Genomic DNA, 14,599 nt, shown 5'->3' on the forward strand with positions numbered 1-14,599 from the left:
GTCCGGGGGCTCGCGGGTGTGCGAACGGCGAATGCTATTCGGCGAGGGTGTCCGTGATCGCTTCCGAGGCGTCCTTGGCCGCCTTCACGGGGTCCTCGCCCTGGAGGACGGCCGTCATGTAGGGCTTGATGGGGTTGTCGGCCTCGACGTTCGCCCACTGGGGGGAGTTGGGCGTGGCCCGGCCGCGGGCGGCCCCCTTCGCCATGACGGCGGTGGCCTCCTGGCCGGCGACGACGGAGGCGAGGCCCTTCTTGTTGGGGACGTAGCCCATGGCGCGGGCGAGTTCGGACTGCCACTTCTCGCCGGCGAGGGCCTTGACGACGTCGAGGGCCGCGCCGCGCTGGGGCGCGTTCTCCGGGATGATGAGGTCGGAGCCGCCGGTGAAGACGGCGCACGGCTGGCCGGCCTTCTTGCCGGGTATCGGGAAGTAGCCGAGCTTGTCCTTGAGGTCCGGGTTGGCCTTGAGGATGGCGGCGACCGCGCTGGGCGTGGCGATGAGCTGGGCGACGTCGCCCTTGGCGAAGACGTCGGCCTGCGGCGGGGTCTGCTCGTCGGCGTTCTTCGGGCCGGAGCCGAGCGCCTGGAGCTCCTTGTAGAAGGCCATGCCGCGCCGGGCGGCCGGGCTGTCGAGCGCTCCGGTCCACTGGCCGCCGCGGTCGACGGCGAGCTCGCCGCCCTCGTCCCAGATGAAGCCGGAGAGCGTGTACCAGTCCTGCCCGGCGAGGTAGATGCCCTGGGAGCCGTTCTTGTTGAGCTTCTCGGTGTCGTCGAGCCACTCCGCGCGGGTGGCGGGCGGCTTGTCGACGCCGGCCTCGTCGAAAAGGTCCTTGTTGTAGATGACGATGCGGTTGGCCGCGTACCAGGGGATGCCGTACTGGGAGCCGGAGATGCTGCCGGGCTCGGCGAGACCGGGCAGCCAGTCCTCCCGGCCGAGGTCGCGGACCGACTCCAGGGTGAGGTCGAACAGCTTGTCGGTGTCGGCGTACTGGGCGACCTGGGTGTTGCCGACCTCGATGACGTCGGGGCCGCCGGAGCCCTGGATGGCCTCGGTGACCTTCTTCCCGATGCCGGTCCACTCCTGGACGGTGAACTCCAGTTCGACGCCGTCGTGCTCCTTCTCGTACGCCTCGGTGAAGCGCGTGAGGAAGTCCTCGCTGACGCTGTCCCGCATGAGCCAGACGTGCACGGTCTTCGTCCCGCCACCGCCGCCCGGCAGCATCCCGCAGCCGGCGAGGGCGAGCGCCGCGGCGGCGGCCAGAGGACAGGCGAGATGGCGGTTCTTCACGGGGGTCACCTTCTGCTCGGGTTCAGCACAGGGTCGTGCGCATGGGGGGCTGACCCGGCATGGGGGGACCGAACGGGGTGTTCGCGCGGGTATGTGGCCTGGATTCTGGTCTGGACCAACGAGATGGTCAAGTCCTTGACGATTCCGTTCCGCACCCGGACGGCCGATCTGTTCCGTTACCGCCGGTAGTTACCCATGGGTCACCGAACGTCCGCCGTGTCGCGCGCCGAGGCGCGCTGGGGCACCGTGGAGGGAACGCACCGAGAGGAGTTCGGCCCCCATGTCGAATCACACCTATCGCGTCACCGAGATCGTCGGCACCTCCACCGAGGGCGTCGACGCGGCCATCCGCAACGGCATCAAGCGCGCCTCGCAGACCCTGAGGGGACTCGACTGGTTCGAGGTGACCCAGGTGCGCGGCCACCTCGTCGACGGCGAGGTCGAGCACTACCAGGTGGGCCTGAAGGTCGGCTTCCGCCTGGAGGACGAGGAGTAGGGCCGGTCCCGGCGGCCGTCCTCCCGGAGGACGGCCGGTGAGGATCGGTCCCGGCGGCCGTACGCCTGGAGGACGACGCGTGAGGATCGGTCCCGGCGGCCGTACTCCTTGAGGACGACGAGTGAGGATCGGTCCCGGCGGCCGTCTTCCTGGAGGACGGCGCGCGAGGATCGGTCCCGACGGCCGCCCTCAGGTGCGGCCCTCGGTCTCCTGAGCCTCCTTCAGCGTCTCGGAGGGCTCCGCCCAGCGGGCCCGTACGACGTGGAAGCCCGCCGCCTCCGCCGCGTCGCACACCGCCAGGTCGTCGTCGACCAGCATCCTGACCGGGCGGTCGGCGGCGAGGCGGCGCAGGATCTCCACCTTGGTCACCCGCGCGGGCCGGAAGTCACGGTTGCGCCGCATGTGGACGGGCCCCTCGGGCAGTCCCTGCGCGGCCAGCCACTCCAGGGTCGCGCGGCGGCAGCGCTCGGGCCGTCCGGTGAGGTACACGACGTCGCACTCCCCCGCCGCCTCGCGGCACAGCGCGACCCCCTCCGCCAGGGGCGGGTCCTCGGGCGCCGCCGCGAAGAAGGCCTCCCAGTCCTTGGGCCGGCGCTCCAGGAAGTGCTGGCGGTGCGCGGTCCCGGCGAGGGTGTTGTCGAGGTCGAAGACGGCCAGGGGCCGGTGGTCCGAAGTCACGGACCCAGCCTAGGAGGCCGGGGCAGCGCTACTCGCGTGTCCCTCCGGAGAAGACGCCGGGGCGAAGGAGCGGGCCGGGGGCGAGGTGTAGGCGCGGGCCACGTCGATCAGGTGGGTCGTCTCGGCCGTGAGGGTCGGTGGGTGTTCCCGACGGGTGAGGAGCACGGTGGCCGCTCCGCGAGGAAACGATTCTGCTTCCGTGGCGCAGCGCGGCACACCCGCGAGCTTCGCCCTGCGGGCCTCCTTCATCACACAGGCCAGGACCGCCGCGTCGGCCTGCGCCGGGGCGAGGCCGTGCGGCCGGACGTGGTTCCGGGCCAGCAGCGCGAGCCCGGGGGGCACATAGCGGTCGAGCTCCAGCATGGCGTCCCGGATCTCGATGAGCTTGCGATAGGCGAGCAGTCTCCGCGGAACCGGCGGCCAGAGGAGTTCGAGCAGTCTCGTACGGCGCCCGGTCAGGACGACGTGGGGGACGGCGTCCACCAGCGCGTGCCAGAGGGGCCACAGCCGCCACACCGTGCGGGCGTCGGTCACCGCGCGGGCCAGCGCGACCGCGGTCGGGACGAGGACGGCCGCCGCGCGCAGCACCGCGTGCAGGTTGATCAGGAGCGGCAGGTACGGCCAGACCCCCTGCACGTCGAGGACGAGCTGGAGCAGCCGGCCGGTCCAGAACAGCGCGGAGAACGCGGTGCCCGCGGCGAAGAGCCAGAGAGCGGTGGCGAGGAGCCGGTCGTCGGAGCGCAGGCCGTACCAGCAGCACACGATCAGACACACGGCGTCCGCCACCACGTGGGTCGCGATCAGCGTCAGCCAGTACGCGAAGGACGGCACCGCGCCCCCGGCCGCGATCACCGAGTGCGAGGGATGCGCCGGGGCTGTGAGGTCGAGGACGGTCAGGACGGCCAGGACCGTCCCGGTGGCGCCGAACACGCCGATCCGGAGCCGGCGGCTCCTGAGCGGGGCGAAGACGAAGAACAGGACGGCACCCGCCGAGACGACACCGGTCAGGTTCCTCACCAGGTCGACGGCGTGACCGGTGCCGGTGAGATCCCGTGCCGTCCGGGTGACGACGGGCAGGTCGAGGCCCATCGCCACGCCCGCCGTGGCCACCGCGAGCCACAGCCCGCGCTGGTCGGCGGAGCGCAGCGACGGGCCCGCGCGCAGGATCACGGCGAGGCAGACGCAGAGACAGCCGGGGTACGCGAGCCACGTGCCGAACGCGGCCAGATGCGAGCTCAGCACCCGGGGTGCTCGACCCCGAGGGCCGCGCTCAGGCTGGCGAGCGGGCCGTACGGCTCACGGCGCGGCGGCTGGTCCGCCCCGGTGCGCAGGAGGCTCGCGAGCAGTTCGGCCTCGCGCTCCTGGAGCGTCGTGTAGTTGGTCCGCCCGAAGAGCCGTCCGATCAGCCGCGGATCGAGGTCCGGCAGGACCGCGCGCAGGGCGTCGTCCTCCTCCGGCCGGCCCGCCGTCGGACGGTGGTCGAAGAGCATGTGGCCGAACTCGTGGAGCACGATGTGCTCCTGGTGGAGCGGTGAGGTGTGCTGCTCGTAGAAGATGTGGTCGTCCGCGGCCGTCGCGAGCCAGACGCCGCAGGCGCCGGCCGAAGCGGCTTCGAGCGGCAACGGGTGCAGGTACAGCGGCCTGCCCCGCTGCTCCGCGACGTGGTCGCGGAAGCTCGCGATGGAGAACGGCGTGGGGAGCCGGACCTGTTCGGCGATTCTCTGACATCGCCGATGCAGTGTGGGGGATCGCAGCACCTAGCGCTCCTCGGTCTCGTGTGACAGGGCGTCCTCCGTCTCACGTCCGTCGTCCGCCCGTCTGCCCCGGCGCGCCCGTCCGTCCTCCTGGACGCCGACCTCGGGGAGGTTCTGCACCTTCCTCGTCTCGTTCACGATGGTCAGCAGGGAGTCGAGACTCGCGGGCGAGAGCCCCGAGGCGCGCATCGCCAGGCTGCGCACCTTGGTGTCCCTCAGGGCGGTGGCGAGCGCAAGCTGGGCCTTCACCCGCTGCGACACCTCCTCGTTGAGGAAGTACTCCGGGGGCACCCCGAAGAACTGGGCGAGGACGTCGAGCTGTTCGAGGGTGATGTTGCGCTTCTTGCCCGTGGCGAGTTCCCACAGGTACGTCCCCGAGATGGAGCCGCCCGTCGCCGCTCTGATCTCCCGGGCGAGGCGGGCGTATCCGGGCCGCTGCTGTTCGTCGGGGTAGACCGCGTGGATCAGTTCGGTGAGCCGCTGGTCGAACTTCCGCAGCAGCGGCCGCACTTCGTCGCCGTGCGCCGATTCCCCAGCCATGCGAACCATCCCCTCCCGAAGACCCCGTGCAGGGATCTGATCATGTGTATCTCCGTCCGCTGGAGCGGACAAGAACGATTCAGGACACATGCCGGGGCGGACGGCGCTGTCCACGTCAGCGGACATGTTGACGCCTGATCATGCGCTGGCTTAGCGTCACATTTCGGCTACGGTCGCCGACGAGGCGTCGCCCCTCCCGAAAGGTTCGCGATCGCATGGTGCAGCCGCCTGACATGCAGGACCGCAGGGCGCGGAGGTCGGGTGCCGAGCACTCACGCGGCGCCGTGACCCTGCGGAGAACCGGCCACATCGTCGTCGCGTCCGGCGCCGCCGCACCCCGTACGGCTCCGTGCCCACGCGCCGTGTCCTGACCCACCCGGTCGTCACGGCCCCGTGTCCTGTTCACCCCCACACCCCCCACCCCCCACACCCCGCCCCCACCTCAGACACCCCACCCACCCCTCACTCGTGGTCCCCGCGCCCTCTCGCTCGGTGATCGCTCTCCCCCGCGCCGCCGCCCCGCCTTCGCGCGCCCCTGTGCCGTGCCCGTGCTCGCGGAGCCGTACCAGTTTTCCTGTCATCGATGACGTGCGTTCCTGGAGGCGTTGATATCCATGATTTCGGATCTACGACCGGCGTCGACCTTCGACATCGACATCCACACCCTGCTGCCGGCGGACTCGCCACGGTTCGCGCTCGACCAGGCGCACGTGAGGGCGCTGGCGGAGAGCGAGACGGAGTTCCCCCCGATCCTGGTGCACCGGGCGACCCTGCGGGTCATCGACGGCATGCACCGGGTGCGGGCCGCGGAGCTGCGCGCGATGGACACCATCGGCGCCCGCTGGTTCGAGGGGGACGAGCAGGCGGCCTTCCTGCTCGCCGTGGAGTCCAACACGCGGCACGGCCTCCCGCTCTCCAGCGACGAGCGGAAGCAGGCGGCGCTGCGGATATTACGCACCCACCCCCACTGGTCCGACCGCAGCATCGCCGAGCGGACCGGCTGGAGCGCCACCGGCGTGGGCGCGCTGCGACGGGACATCGCCGACCCCGACGCGCGGCCGGAGGCGCGGGTGGGGCGGGACGGCCGGATCCGTCCGTCCACCACGGCGGAGGGCCGCCGGGTGGCGGCCGAGGTGATCCGGCAGAATCCCGCGGCCTCGCTGCGGGAGATCGCCCGCCGGGCCGGGATCTCCGTGGGCACCGCCCGCGACGTGCGCCACCGGCTGGCCGACGGGCGGTCGGCGGTTCCCGACGGCCGCCGCACCGGCGCACCCGAGGCCGGTCCCGGCGCTCCCGCGCCGCCCGTGCCGGACGAGCGGCCCGCGGGCCGGCGGGGCGGGCCCGACCTCGACCGCCGCGTCACCCTCTTCGACGGGCTCCGCAACGACCCTTCGCTCCGGCTCAGCGAGAGCGGCCGGCTCGTCCTTCAGCGCCTGCACACGCAGCTGCGGACCACCGAGGAGTGGAAGCGCCTCGCGCCGACCATCCCCCTGCACGGCCGGAGCGCGGTGGCCGACATCCTGTCCGCCTGCGCGGACGACCTCAAGGGGATGGCCCGGGAGCTGCGGTGCGTCGAGGACGCCCTGACCGACTAGGCGTGTCGTCACCCTCCCGTCGTCGCCGCGACCCGGGCGACGACGGGAGGGTGACGACGAGACCCGCCCTAGGCCCGGCCGGACGCGGTGGCCGCGCCGGCGCCGCCCGGGACGCCGGCCGCCACCCGGTGGGCCACGGCGGTGACGACGAGCCGGCGGCCGACCCGCCACCGCCCGTGCAGGATGCGGACCGGTCGCCCCTCCTCGTCGTGGCCGGCGCGCAGGAGGCGGGCCCGGAAGGACTGCCGGTTCGGGTCGATGACCAGCTCGGCCTCGCGGAAGTCCAGCCAGGTCCCGGTCAGGGGGAACCACGCCTTGTACACCGACTCCTTGGCGCTGAAGAACAGCCGGTCCCAGTGGAGCGCGGGCCTGGCCCGGGACAACTCCGTCAGCCGGGCCCGCTCGCCGGGTGACGCGATCCGCCGCAGCAGCCCCGGCGGCAGCGGCGCGTGGGGTTCGGCGTCGATTCCCAGGGCGGCGACGTCGATCCTGCGGGACACGGCGGCCGCGCGGTAGCCCTCGCAGTGGGTCATCGAACCCACCACGCCCTCCGGCCAGGCCGGCGCGCCCCGCTCCCCCGGCACCATCGGCCCGGCCGGCCGGCCGAGGGAGGTCAGGGCGAGCCGCGCGCAGTGCCGTACGGTGGCGAACTCCCGGCGGCGACGGTCCGCCGACCGGCTCAGTACGGCCGCCTCCTCCGGGAAGATCCAGGCGTCCGGCACGTCGCCGAACTCCTCCGCGGTCAGCGCCGCTTCCGGTACGAGCCCGGTCAGGAGCGTCGGCATCACCGCTTCGCCCCCGACGTCTCCCCGCCCACGGGCCGGCCGGCCTGGGGGCGGGGCACCGCCGCCTCCCACTCCGCGGCCAGCTCCCGCAGGTCCGCGTCGACCATCTCGCGCGGGTAGGCCCAGCGCAGCAGGGGCGCGGTCATGGCGGTGGTGACGAGGGCCATGACGACCATCAGGGAGTACAGGTCGGCGTCGAGCAGCCCCAGTTGCAGTCCGACGCCCAGGATGATCAGTTCGGTGAGACCGCGGGTGTTCATGAGGATGCCCAGTGTCGTCGCCGACCGTCCGGGCCTGCCCGTGGCGCGCGCTCCCAGGTAGGCGCCGCCGAACTTGCCGCCGATCGCCACGAGGAGGATCAGGCCGAGCTCGCCGAGTCCGTCCGCGTCCACCGTGCTCAGGTCCACCTTCAGCCCGGCGACCGTGAAGTACGCGGGCAGCAGCATCCAGGTGACCGACTCGAACCGGTCGGCGACCGCCGCGCGCAGCCGCTCCGTGCCCTGCCGCGGCACGATCGCTCCCGCGAGGAACGCGCCGAAGATGAAGTGCAGCCCGAACCACTCGCTGAGTGCGCCGGAGACGAGCAGCAGCACCGTCAGGACCCCGAGCGGTCCGGCTCCCGGGCCGCGCGCGCCCGCTCCCGTCCCGCCCGGTTCGCGGGCGGCCAGGAACCTGCCGAGGAGCGGCCGTACCACCGCGATCATGACCAGGGCGTACGGCAGGATCAGCAGCACCTGCCAGGAGTCCTGGCTTCCCGTGAAGGTCAGGACGGCCGCGAGCAGCAGCCAGGCGACGACGTCCCCCGCGGCCGCGCTCGCCATCGCCAGCGCGCCGACCCGTGTGTGCTGGATGCCCCGGTCGGTGAGGATGCGGGCGAGGACCGGGAAGGCCGTGATGGACATGGCCGCGCCGAGGAACAGCACGAAGGCGAGCCGGTCGCCGGCCGGATGGGCGTTCCACAGCCACACCGCCAGCGTCGCGCCGAGTCCGAACGAGCAGACGATCGACCCCAGGGACACCCCGACCGCCGCGCGCTTGTTCCCGCGCAGCAGCCGGTGGTCGAGTTCGAGGCCGACGAGGAACATGAACAGCGCGACGCCCAGGTTCCCGAGCGTGCTGAGCATCGGCCGGACGTCCGTGGGGAAGACCGCGTCCGAGAGCGCGCCGTGGAACAGCGTCGGGCCGAGCAGGATGCCGGCGAGGATCTCGCCGAGCACGGCCGGCTGGCCGCATCGTCGTGCGAGGCGCCCGAGCACGTGCGCCAGTGCGAGGACCACCGCGAGCCCCATCATGATCATGGCTGTCTGGTGGGTCGTCATGAACACTCCTTCTCCGCGCCGGGGGTGTCCACGTCGTTAGACACGGCGTTCCGGGCGTTGCTATGTTGAGAGGTATGTCGAGTCCTGAGGCGGAAAGAAGCGAGCCACCGGTGATCCGGTGGCTGATCGCGTAGTTCTCTGACGACCCTGCTTCTCCCCGGCCTCCGCCGCCGAGCAGCGCGTCGCGCATTCGCCACGGATCCACCGCATCGCGGGACCACGTCCGGAGTTCGCTCCGGGACGTCTCCCACGCGCCGCACGGCCCTTCGTGCCTGCGTCGCGTCTCCCCCTTCTGCGATGTAGTTGGAGCTTCTTCATGCCATTCGCCATCTACGTTCTCGGGCTGGCCGTGTTCGCCCAGGGAACGTCGGAATTCATGCTGTCCGGACTCGTGGAGGACATGGCCGCCGACTTCGGCGTGTCCCTCCAGGCCGTCGGCTCGCTGACCTCGGCCTTCGCCGTCGGAATGATCGTCGGCGCACCGCTGGTCGCGATGCTGAGTCTGCGCTGGCCGCGCCGCCGGGCGCTGCTCGCCTTCCTCGTCACGTTCCTCCTCGCGCATGTCGTCGGCGCTCTCACCCACAGCTTCGAAGTCCTCTTCCTCACGCGGGTGATCGCCGCGCTCGCCAACGCGGGCTTCCTCGCCGTGGGCCTCGCCACCGCGGCGAGCATGGCCGGCCCCCAGGCCAAGGGCCGGGCGACCTCGATCCTGCTCAGCGGCGTCACCCTCGCCTGCATCGCCGGCGTCCCGCTCGGCGCCGTCCTCAGCGAGGTCTGGGGCTGGCGCTCGGCCTTCTGGGGGGTCGCGCTCATCTCCGCCCCCGCGATCGCCGCGGTGCTGTGGTCCGTGCCCGCGACGCCCGTCGACCCCGCGGCTCCGAGCGTCCGCCACGAACTGCGGGCGCTGCGCACGCCCCGGGTCGGTGTGACGCTCCTGCTCGGGGCGCTGGTCAACGGAGCGACGTTCTGCTCGTTCACGTACCTCGCGCCGGTCATCACCAAGGTGACGGAGCTGAGCTCCGGCTGGGTGCCCGCCACGCTCGCGCTGTTCGGCATCGGGTCCTTCGTCGGGGTCAACGTGGGCGGCCGGCTCGCGGACACCCGTCCCGGCCAGGTCCTGGCGGTCGGTGGCGCGGCCCTCCTCGCCGGCTGGCTGGTCTTCGCCCTCACGGCCGGGAACCCGGTCGTGGCGCTCGTCCTCGTCTTCGTCCAGGGCGCGCTCTCGTTCGGCGTGGGCTCGACGCTGATCGCGCAGGCCCTCTACACGGCGTCGGACGCCCCCACGCTCGCGGGCGGATTCGCCACCGCCGCCCTGAACGTCGGCGCCGCCGCCGGTCCCGCCCTGGGCGGTCTCGCCCTGGGCGCCGGGCTCGGCTACCGCTCGCCGCTCGTGGTGAGCGCCGTGCTCGTCACCACCGCGCTCGTCCTGGCGGGCGTGGCCCGGGCCGCCGGCATCACCGGCGCCAAGGGCGCCGCCGGTGCCCCGGAGACCCTGGCCACCGAGCGCCCGGTGGAGGCCCGTTCCTGACCGTCCGTCCCGTCTCCGGTGGCCCGTCCCCCTCGTCGGGGCGGGCCACCGGCCGTCGGGGCGGACGGTCCTGGCGCCGCTCAGAGCAGGGACAGGAAGTGGGTGACCATGTCCGCCGACTGCTCGGGGTTCAGCCGGGGGTCGCAGGTGGACCGGTAGTCCGTGAACCGCGGCGGCCGGTCCAGCTCCGACACGCATTCGGTGACCGGGTCCGGGGTGAGCTCCAGGTGGAGGCCCGCGGGCCACTGCCCGTGCTCCCGCAGCGTCCGCACGAAGGAGGCGGTCTCGGCGCGCATCGGCTCGATCAGCCGCGTCTTGTGACCGGCCAGCTTCACCCCGTTGCCGTGCATCGGGTCGCAGAGCCAGACGACCGGTGCGCCGTGGCGGGCGACCGCCCTGACGACGGCCGGAAGGAGCTCGTCCACCCGCTCGGCACCGAGGCGCACGATGAACGTCAGCCGTCCCGGCAGGCCCTCCGGGTTCAGCGACCGGCTCAGGGCGACCGCGTCCTGCGGCGAGACCGTCGGCCCCAGCTTGACGCCGACGGGGTTGTGCACGGCCTGGGCGAGGGCGACGTGCGCGCCGTCCTCCCGGCGGGTGCGCTCGCCGATCCAGCCGAAGTGCGCGGACCCGCTGTACGCACCGTGGGCGCCCTCGCGCACCAGCGGCCTCTCGTAGGGCAGCAGGAGCAGCTCGTGGGAGGTGTAGAGCCGTTCCAGGACGGGCCGCCCCGACCAGGAGCGCCGGATCTCGTCGAGGACGATCTGCGAGCAGGTGTACGCGGTGAGGAGCCGGCGGGGCTCCGGGGTCCTGGCGACCGGTTCGAAGGCGGGCTCGTTGACAGCGTCGCCGCAGTAGCTGGGCATCTGGCGGCCCGAGCCCGACTCCTCGGTCTCGAAGGGCGAGGAGCGCGGTTTTCCGTACTGGCCCGCGATCCGGCCCACGGCCAGCGCGGGCAGTCCGCTGCCGGCCCGCATGATCGCGGCGAGGCCCTGAAGGTTGTCGACCTTCCGTCGGACCAGGTCGGGAACGGCCTCGTGGAAGCGTTCGGCGCAGTCGCCGCCCTGGACGAGCAGCGCCGAGCCGCGGGCCACCAGCTCCATCCCGCCCATCAGGTCGTCGACCTCCTCCTCGGGGGTGAGGACGGGCAGCCCGGCGAGCTCCCGCTCCACCGCGTCGACGGCCTCCGGATCGGGCCAATAGGGTTGTTGTGCCGCCGTCCGCCCGGTCAGGGTCGTGAGTGTCGTGGTCGCGTGCATCGTGGTCTCCTCCGTCCTCGTCGGAACACCGCCGGCGAGGCTGTGGTGGGGGTCGTGCGCGGTGGTCGGCGGGGTCGGCGTCAACGCCGCTCCCCGGCCGTCGGGCTCTCCCTCCGCATCACCTGGTCCTCGACGCGGCACATCTCCGTGATGATCGCGTCGTAGAGGTTCACCAGGAACGTCTCGTCGAGGCCGTGGTCGGTGGCGTAGCGGGCGGCGCGGTCCTTGACCAGGCCGACCCGGCCGGGCTGCATCATCGGGACGTCGTGCCGGGACTTGTACCGGGCGATCCGGACGCCCAGGCCGATGCGGCGTCGCACCGTGTCCAGGAGCGTCCCGTCGAGGGCGTCGAGCTCCGCGCGCAGCCGCTCGAGTTCGTTCTGCTCGGTCATCGGTCCTTCTCGCCTTCGTGGTCGGTGCGGTGCACGGTGCGGAACAGCTCCTGGCAGTGGTCCTGGCTCGCCCTGAGCTCGGGGCCCATGAACCGGCGGAGCTCCTCGAAGACGCCGTCGAGACCCTCGGCGGGGTCGGGCCCGTCACCGGCGGCCTCGGCGAAGGAGCCCAGGGCCTCGGCGAGCGCACGGCGCGCGGACGCCGCCCGGGGGTTGGACCGCTGGATGTCCCCGTACACCTCGGGGCTGCCCCCGAGCACGCGGGCGAGGAGGGCGAGCAGGACCTGATGGGGCGGCGGCGCCGTCTCCTTCAGCGTCGCGGCGTCCACGCCGAGGCGGGCGAGGGCGAGCCCGAAGGAGAGGATCGCGGCGTGCGTCAGGGCCTGGGTGGCCGCCACCGTCCGGTCGTGCTCCTCGGCCGAGAGGCGTACGGGCCTTCCGCCGCGGTCCTCGACGAGCCGCAGGAGGGCGGCGACGCCCGGCCCGTCCCTCGTGACCACGGCGGCCACGGGACGGCCGGTCATGCCGGCGGCCGGGGCGAACATCGGGTTGAGCCCCACGTGCTGGACACCGGGGGCGCGGGCCGCGAGCTCGTCGGCCATGCCGGTCCGGACGGACAGCGTGTCGGCGAGCAGCGCGCCCCGCCGCAGGAGCCGGGTCACGGGCGCGACGGCCTTGAGGGCCATCTCCTCGTGGACGGCGAGCAGGACCAGGTCCGCGTCCCGGAGGGCGGCCGCGAGCTCGGGCCCCGGCGCGGTGACGTCACCGGTCAGGAAGGCGTCCCGCCGCTCCGGAGGCGGTACGAGGTCGACGACGAGCGTGCGGCTACCCGCCTCCCGCAGCAGCTCGGCGAACATGCCGCCGACCGCTCCGCTCCCGCCGACGACGACGCTGCGGGCGAAGCCGCTCATCGGGCGCCCGCCACCGCGCTGCCGTCGAGGGCGGAGACCATGGCACGTGCCTTCACCACGGTCTCGGTGAACTCCTCCTCCTGGTCGGAGAGGGACACGATCGCCCCGCCGACGCCGAACTCCGCCCGGCCGCCTGCCAGCACGATGGTGCGGATGACGATGCTGAGGTCGGCGGCCCCGCTCAGGGCGAACCAGCCGAGCGCACCGGAGTAGACGCCCCGGGGGCCTTCCTCCAGGCGGTCGATGATCTCCATGGTGCGCTTCTTGGGCGCACCGGTCATGGAGCCGCCGGGGAAGGCGGCGCGTACGCAGGCGGCGGTGCTCGTGCCGGTCCGCAGCCGTCCCCGGATCGTCGACACCAGCTGGTGCACGGGCGCGTAGGTCTCCACCTCGAAGAGCCGGGGCACGTGGACGGAGCCGATCGCGCAGACGCTGTTGAGGTCGTTGCGCACCAGGTCGACGATCATGAGGTTCTCGGCCCGGTCCTTCTCCCGGCCGGCCAGATCGGCGCGGAGCCGCTCGTCCTCCTCCGCCGTGCCACCCCGGGGGCGGGTCCCCTTGATGGGCTTGGACTCGACGGCGCCGTCCGCGCCGATGGTGAGGAACCGCTCGGGCGAGGCGCTGAGCACCGAGAGTTCGGGGAAGTCGAGCAGGGCGCCGTACGGGACGGGGCTGATGGCGCGGAGCGCGGAGTAGAGCGGCAGGGCGGTCGCCTCGGTCGGCGCCGTCACCATGTTGGTCAGGCAGATCTCGTACGACTCCCCGTTGCGGATCTCCTCCAGGCACGCGTCGATGCGCTTGAGGTACGCGTCCTTGTCGTGCCGCGCCCGGGCCAGGGGGCCGAAGCCCGTCGCCGCCTCGGGGTCCCCGAAGACCATGGCGGGGGTCGGATCCGCCGGGGCGCGGACGGCGAGACCGGTGAGGGTCCCGGCCGTCTCCCGCAGCCAGGCGCGGGCCCCGTCGTCCTGGCCGCGGCGGTCGAGGGCCAGCAGGTAGCAGCAGCCTTCCTGGTGGTCGAGGACGATGACGCGGTCGGCGAAGAGGAACGCGGCGTCGGGGTGCGGGGAGCGGTGCGCGGGTTCGCCGCTGGTCTCCGCCTTCAGCTCGTAGCCGAGATAGCCGACGTAGCCGAGGTTGAACTCGAAGGGCAGCCCGGGGGCGAGGGGCACCCGCCGGCGGTCGAGCTGCTCCTCCAGATAGGTGAAGAAGGGGCGCCGCGTCCGGGTCGTGGCGCCGTCGGAGCCTCGGACGGAGACGACTCCGTCGGCGACCCGGTAGGTGAGGTACTCCGCGAGCGGGCCGCGGTCGTCGCCGAGGAACGAGAAGCGCGAGGCGCCTTCGACGACGGAGCTGCTGTCCAGCCAGAACGTGGCGCCCTCCGCGGACAGGCAGCCGCGGCGCACCTCCTCCGCGTCCGGGAGCACGTCGACGCGGCGCACGTGGAGTTCGTACGGGGAGTCCGCCGCGGACCGCCGTGCCCGGTGGTGGGCGAGGGCGAGGTCCCGGAAGTTGGCCATGATCTCCCGGCCGAAGTCGCTGCCGATCGACTCCGGGTGGAACTGGACGCCCCACAGCGGTTTCTCGCGGTGCCGCAGCCCCATGACGACGCCGTCGTCGCTCCAGGCGAGGGGTTCCAGCTCGTCGGGGAGGTCGGTGGCGGCCAGGGAGTGGTAGCGCACGGCGGCGAACGGTGAGGGCAGGCCCCGGAAGACGTCCCTTCCGGTGTGGCGCACCTCGGAGACGCGGCCATGCATGGGTTCCGGGGCGAGGGCGACGGTTCCGCCGAAGAGCTGGGCGATGCCCTGGTGGCCGAGGCAGACGCCGAGGACGGGCAGACCGCTGTCGGTGATCGCCCGTCGGCTGATCCCGAAGTCGCGCTCCCGGTCCGGGCTCCCCGGGCCCGGGGAGACGACGATCGCGTCGAAGTCGTCGAGGGCCAGCCGCGACCAGTCGGCGTCGTTGGGGACGACGACGGGGGGCCGGCCGGTCGCCTCGCCGATGTACTGGAAGAGGTTGTGGGTGAACGAGTCGTAGTTGTCGATCAGAAGTGTGCGCAT

Annotated in this window: 14 protein-coding genes; 3 read left to right on the forward strand and 11 right to left on the reverse strand. The window is 72.9% G+C overall.

The window, feature by feature from the left end:
* Window positions 1–34: 34 nt before the first annotated feature.
* Window positions 35–1,285: an extracellular solute-binding protein gene (locus ACFYXU_RS23580; protein WP_376513238.1), complete on the reverse strand. Its 1,251-nt coding sequence runs from the start codon at window positions 1,283–1,285 to the stop codon at window positions 35–37.
* 280 nt (window positions 1,286–1,565) lie between these two features.
* Between ACFYXU_RS23580 and ACFYXU_RS23585 the strand changes: the two genes are divergently transcribed.
* The gene (locus ACFYXU_RS23585; RefSeq protein ID WP_329851941.1) at window positions 1,566–1,781 is read left to right on the forward strand and encodes a dodecin; all 216 of its coding nucleotides are present in this window, start codon (window positions 1,566–1,568) and stop codon (window positions 1,779–1,781) included.
* A 189-nt stretch (window positions 1,782–1,970) separates the two neighbouring features.
* Here the strand turns inward: ACFYXU_RS23585 and ACFYXU_RS23590 are convergent, their stop codons facing one another.
* Genes ACFYXU_RS23590 through ACFYXU_RS23605 form a run of 4 tightly spaced genes read right to left on the reverse strand, consistent with a single transcriptional unit; the run spans window position 1,971 to window position 4,753 of the window.
* Window positions 1,971–2,459 (reverse strand): hypothetical protein, encoded by a 489-nt coding sequence (locus ACFYXU_RS23590; RefSeq protein WP_389406173.1) that lies wholly within the window; start codon window positions 2,457–2,459, stop codon window positions 1,971–1,973.
* A 9-nt stretch (window positions 2,460–2,468) separates the two neighbouring features.
* The gene (locus tag ACFYXU_RS23595; protein WP_389459767.1) at window positions 2,469–3,701 is read right to left on the reverse strand and encodes an MAB_1171c family putative transporter; all 1,233 of its coding nucleotides are present in this window, start codon (window positions 3,699–3,701) and stop codon (window positions 2,469–2,471) included.
* Complete coding sequence (locus ACFYXU_RS23600; protein ID WP_376513244.1) at window positions 3,695–4,216, reverse strand: hypothetical protein; 522 nt, start codon at window positions 4,214–4,216, stop codon at window positions 3,695–3,697. The genes ACFYXU_RS23595 and ACFYXU_RS23600 overlap by 7 nt, the downstream gene beginning before the upstream one ends.
* On the reverse strand, window positions 4,217–4,753 hold the full coding sequence (locus ACFYXU_RS23605; RefSeq protein ID WP_376513246.1) for a hypothetical protein: 537 nt from the start codon (window positions 4,751–4,753) through the stop codon (window positions 4,217–4,219).
* Between the two features lie 614 nt (window positions 4,754–5,367).
* Between ACFYXU_RS23605 and ACFYXU_RS23610 the strand changes: the two genes are divergently transcribed.
* Window positions 5,368–6,348, forward strand: a complete 981-nt coding sequence (locus ACFYXU_RS23610) for a ParB N-terminal domain-containing protein (protein ID WP_389459770.1) — start codon at window positions 5,368–5,370, stop codon at window positions 6,346–6,348.
* 68 nt (window positions 6,349–6,416) lie between these two features.
* Here ACFYXU_RS23610 and ACFYXU_RS23615 read toward each other — a convergent pair whose 3' ends face one another.
* The gene (locus ACFYXU_RS23615) at window positions 6,417–7,133 is read right to left on the reverse strand and encodes a 4'-phosphopantetheinyl transferase (RefSeq protein WP_384567586.1); all 717 of its coding nucleotides are present in this window, start codon (window positions 7,131–7,133) and stop codon (window positions 6,417–6,419) included.
* On the reverse strand, window positions 7,133–8,452 hold the full coding sequence (locus ACFYXU_RS23620) for a cation:proton antiporter (protein ID WP_389459773.1): 1,320 nt from the start codon (window positions 8,450–8,452) through the stop codon (window positions 7,133–7,135). Before ACFYXU_RS23620 ends, ACFYXU_RS23615 begins: the two co-directional genes overlap by 1 nt.
* A gap of 316 nt (window positions 8,453–8,768) precedes the next feature.
* On the opposite strand from ACFYXU_RS23620, the gene ACFYXU_RS23625 reads away from it, so the two are divergent.
* The gene (locus tag ACFYXU_RS23625) at window positions 8,769–9,980 is read left to right on the forward strand and encodes a Cmx/CmrA family chloramphenicol efflux MFS transporter (protein WP_376513253.1); all 1,212 of its coding nucleotides are present in this window, start codon (window positions 8,769–8,771) and stop codon (window positions 9,978–9,980) included.
* 80 nt (window positions 9,981–10,060) lie between these two features.
* Here the strand turns inward: ACFYXU_RS23625 and ACFYXU_RS23630 are convergent, their stop codons facing one another.
* From ACFYXU_RS23630 to pabB, 4 genes are all read right to left on the reverse strand, one after another.
* A complete protein-coding gene (locus ACFYXU_RS23630) occupies window positions 10,061–11,239 on the reverse strand; it encodes a 3-deoxy-7-phosphoheptulonate synthase (protein WP_329851955.1) in 1,179 nt (392 codons plus the stop codon).
* A gap of 80 nt (window positions 11,240–11,319) precedes the next feature.
* Entirely contained in the window at window positions 11,320–11,631 is a 312-nt protein-coding gene (cmlD, locus tag ACFYXU_RS23635) for a 4-amino-4-deoxychorismate mutase CmlD (protein WP_329851957.1), read from the reverse strand.
* Window positions 11,628–12,542: a 4-amino-4-deoxyprephenate dehydrogenase CmlC gene (gene cmlC / locus ACFYXU_RS23640; protein WP_389459775.1), complete on the reverse strand. Its 915-nt coding sequence runs from the start codon at window positions 12,540–12,542 to the stop codon at window positions 11,628–11,630. The genes cmlD and cmlC overlap by 4 nt, the downstream gene beginning before the upstream one ends.
* Entirely contained in the window at window positions 12,539–14,599 is a 2,061-nt protein-coding gene (gene pabB, locus ACFYXU_RS23645) for an aminodeoxychorismate synthase component I (protein WP_389459777.1), read from the reverse strand. Before pabB ends, cmlC begins: the two co-directional genes overlap by 4 nt.

The sequence above is a fragment of the Streptomyces sp. NPDC002232 genome, assembly GCF_042890295.1.
Lineage (GTDB): Bacteria > Actinomycetota > Actinomycetes > Streptomycetales > Streptomycetaceae > Streptomyces.

Bases quoted from the DNA above. Each gene is read 5' to 3' on its own strand.
- ACFYXU_RS23620 (WP_389459773.1), bottom strand. From the start codon at position 8,452: ATGACGACCCACCAGACAGCCATGATCATGATGGGGCTCGCGGTGGTC.
- ACFYXU_RS23610 (WP_389459770.1), top strand. From the start codon at position 5,368: ATGATTTCGGATCTACGACCGGCGTCGACCTTCGACATCGACATCCAC.
- cmlC (WP_389459775.1), bottom strand. From the start codon at position 12,542: ATGAGCGGCTTCGCCCGCAGCGTCGTCGTCGGCGGGAGCGGAGCGGTC.
- ACFYXU_RS23605 (WP_376513246.1), bottom strand. From the start codon at position 4,753: ATGGCTGGGGAATCGGCGCACGGCGACGAAGTGCGGCCGCTGCTGCGG.
- pabB (WP_389459777.1), bottom strand. From the start codon at position 14,599: ATGCGCACACTTCTGATCGACAACTACGACTCGTTCACCCACAACCTC.
- ACFYXU_RS23625 (WP_376513253.1), top strand. From the start codon at position 8,769: ATGCCATTCGCCATCTACGTTCTCGGGCTGGCCGTGTTCGCCCAGGGA.
- ACFYXU_RS23630 (WP_329851955.1), bottom strand. From the start codon at position 11,239: ATGCACGCGACCACGACACTCACGACCCTGACCGGGCGGACGGCGGCA.
- ACFYXU_RS23585 (WP_329851941.1), top strand. From the start codon at position 1,566: ATGTCGAATCACACCTATCGCGTCACCGAGATCGTCGGCACCTCCACC.
- ACFYXU_RS23615 (WP_384567586.1), bottom strand. From the start codon at position 7,133: ATGCCGACGCTCCTGACCGGGCTCGTACCGGAAGCGGCGCTGACCGCG.
- cmlD (WP_329851957.1), bottom strand. From the start codon at position 11,631: ATGACCGAGCAGAACGAACTCGAGCGGCTGCGCGCGGAGCTCGACGCC.